The 3,225-nt window shown below is 34.8% G+C and carries 5 protein-coding genes; all 5 read left to right on the top strand.

The genetic code is table 11. The features are described from left to right. A partial coding sequence (gene gldB, locus AC1WHX_RS11460; RefSeq protein ID WP_481229395.1) for a gliding motility lipoprotein GldB occupies positions 1-968 on the top strand: 968 nt, incomplete at its 5' end. A 10-nt stretch (positions 969-978) separates the two neighbouring features. Continuing rightward, positions 979-1,740 (top strand): shikimate dehydrogenase family protein, encoded by a 762-nt coding sequence (locus AC1WHX_RS11455; protein ID WP_009317293.1) that lies wholly within the window; start codon positions 979-981, stop codon positions 1,738-1,740. A gap of 78 nt (positions 1,741-1,818) precedes the next feature. Next, a complete protein-coding gene (locus AC1WHX_RS11450; RefSeq protein ID WP_303116871.1) occupies positions 1,819-2,583 on the top strand; it encodes a YaaA family protein in 765 nt (254 codons plus the stop codon). Between the two features lie 14 nt (positions 2,584-2,597). Beyond that, positions 2,598-2,741, top strand: coding sequence for a hypothetical protein (locus AC1WHX_RS11445; RefSeq protein WP_009317295.1), 144 nt, complete (start codon positions 2,598-2,600; stop codon positions 2,739-2,741). A 141-nt stretch (positions 2,742-2,882) separates the two neighbouring features. Next, on the top strand, positions 2,883-3,110 hold the full coding sequence (locus AC1WHX_RS11440) for a winged helix-turn-helix domain-containing protein (protein WP_009317296.1): 228 nt from the start codon (positions 2,883-2,885) through the stop codon (positions 3,108-3,110). Positions 3,111-3,225 lie beyond the last annotated feature (115 nt).

The raw sequence follows: 3,225 nt of genomic DNA, 5'->3' as shown, positions 1-3,225 counted from the left end.
GTATATGGGGATGTAAAAACAGGAAAAACGATTCTGTTTCAGAAACAAAATCCATCACACTGGAACGATTCGACCAAGACCTGCAAAAATTCATATCGGGAAACATGACCGACACTGCTCGTTTTATAAAAAAATACTCTGATTTTCTTCCCATTTATTGTTATGGAATATTGAATTTGATACAGAACAATCCACAAGATTCCTTATATAACAAAACCGGTCTAAACAAATTCTTTTCTAACCCTACAATAAAAAAGTTGTATAAAGATACCGAGTCTGAATTTAAAACGACCGATGATATAGAATCCGGATTATCGGATGCTTTTTCCCGATATTCCCTCCTATTTCCCCAGGCCTATCTTCCCAGAGTGTTAACACACGTGTCCGGATTGAATCAATCGATTATTACTACCGATTCTATAATATCCATCTCTTTAGATCATTATCTTGGAGCATCATATCCGGGTTACCAAAACATATATAATCCTTATCAACTTCCGACAAAAGAACGAAGCCGCATTCCCGTCGAGGTCATGCAAGTGCTATTATATACTCAGTACCCGCAAGAAAATGAAAATAAAACTCTTCTTGACGAGATGGTCTATGAAGGTTTCATATTATATACGCTACAACAACTATTTCCACAAAAAGATATAGGAGAAATACTTGGTTATTCAGACAACAATATTTCGTGGTGCAAAAAAAACGAACATGCAATATGGGATAAAATAATACGTCAAAGGCATCTTTTCTCGACAGACTTATTATTAAAGAATAAATATCTCGGACCTGCTCCATTTACATCACCGATTTCACCCAATTCTCCGGGCAGAATAGGTCGTTGGATAGGTTGGCGCATAGTATCTGAATATATGAAAAGATGCAACTGCTCTCTTCACGAATTATTGGAATATCCGATCGACGGGGAACAAATACTAAAGGTATCGAAATATAAAGGAAAAGGATAATAAAAACAATATGAATACAACCAACTCTCAAAAACAGCTCTACGGATTATTAGGATATCCGTTAATACACTCTTTCTCAAAAACATTTTTCAATGAAAAATTCATTGCAGAAAACATACCTGCCGAATACATTAATTTTGAAATAGACAAAATAGAACTTATCAAAAAAGTAATTGTCGAAAATCCGGAATTAATGGGACTGAACGTAACTCTTCCCTATAAAGAAGCCGTTATTCCATATATGAACGAAATGGATGAAACCGCCCGTATGATCGGAGCTGTAAATGTCATCAAATTTATACGTGAAAAAGGAAAACTTAAACTCAAAGGGTTCAACTCAGATATTATAGGTTTTACCGATTCTATACGGCCTTTATTAAACTCTGAACATAAAAAAGGTTTGATATTAGGGACTGGAGGAGCTTCTAAAGCAGTATGGTACGGATTATTATCTTTAGGGATTACCCCCCAGTTAGTTTCCCGTACAGCAAAAAAAGATGTTCTTACATACGAAGATCTCACTCCCGAAATTATGTCTGAATATACGGTCATCATCAATACTACCCCTCTGGGAATGTATCCACATACAGCGACCTGTCCTCCTATTCCTTATGAACAATTAACAAATAAACATCTTGTCTATGATTTGATTTACAATCCCGATCAAACTTTGTTTATGGAAAAAGCATCTAAACAAGGTGCTGTTACTAAAAATGGACTCGAAATGTTACTGCTGCAAGCTTTTGCATCATGGGACATTTGGCATCGATAAACAAAAATTAAATATTCTGCAACTATTCGTCCGGTCGATTGTTATATCAACAAAACCTATTAAGAATCGACCGAACGAATGATAACGTTATTATCTCCTACACGAACGATGAATATATCTCCGGTTTCCGGAACATATCCTCCAGCAACAACTCCACAATTCTTGTCAGAGGCCGAACGTATCATATCCGGTGTAAAAAAACTTTCTGCAAAAGAATTGGAAGGACAAATGAACTTAAGTCAAAAAATAGCAGAAAACGATTTTCATCATTTCCAACAATTCGATTTACCTACAACAATACAAAAACAAGCTGTATTGGCATATAGCGGTACTATTTATCAAAAACTCGACGCATCGACATTTAAAGAAAAAGATTTTTTATATGCCCAACAACATCTACGCATTATATCGACTTTATACGGAATCCTCCGCCCTCTCGACGCAATCAAAGCATACAGATTAATGTTCTCATTAAAAGTTCCCGATTTAGGGACAAAGGATCTATACCAATTTTGGCAACCTATAATAACAAAGGCATTAATCGACGATATAGTAGCAGATGACGGTATTCTGATAAATCTGGCATCAGAAGAAATATTTAAATCGATAGATATTTCAAAAGTTCCAAATCACTTGAAAATCATTCATATCAAATTCAAGGAACACAGAAACGACTCTTATAAAAGCATACAAATATATTCAAAACAATACCGGGGAAACATTGCCCGGTATATAGTAAAAAGTCGGATTAACCGTCCCGAAGACATACAACAATTCAATCAAGATGGTTATAAATTCAATAAACAACTATCAACTCTTGATAAATATATTTTTACCCGTTAAATAACAATTATATTATGAATAAAAAAAACGTATGGAAAATTATCGGTGTGTTTATCGCTATCATTCTTATGCTTTACTGGCTGTTTGCCGGCACAAAAATAGAAGAAGAGAGTGACGGGATATACACGCCGGAAGCAATAGAACAAGCTGTGCCTTAAATACCATACTCACACTGCGTAATAAAACGACGTTTTAAAGCAAAAAAAAGTGAAAATTTAAAACATTTCCGAACCGATACTTGTTATTGGTTTAGATTTTACATATCTTTAAATACAGTTTTCACTAAAACCCAACATGTTATGAAAGCGCTCATTATCGCACAAAATGCCGGACGGATATGGTGCTTGCTCGAAGGAACTTACACCATTACAGTCGATCGTATGAAACGGACATTGGGGCTTGATGATGCTGCTTTTTTTGCAGCAATCGGATGGCTGGCACGAGAAAAAAAAATTTATTGTAGTGAAGACAACGGTGAGTGGTACATCAGTAATAAACAACCTTTAGGATTCTTTAGTTTTGGATAAACTTTTTACCACGTAACATTATTCTATCAGAGGAGTATTATTAATAATACTCCTCTGTATTTTTTATAACCAGGAAAACTAATTTTATCAGAAAATATACTATAAAACATATTTA

Source organism: Coprobacter sp., assembly GCF_982436375.1.
The sequence above is the reverse complement of the archived record's forward strand: the minus strand, read 5'-3'. Positions and strand labels throughout refer to the sequence as shown.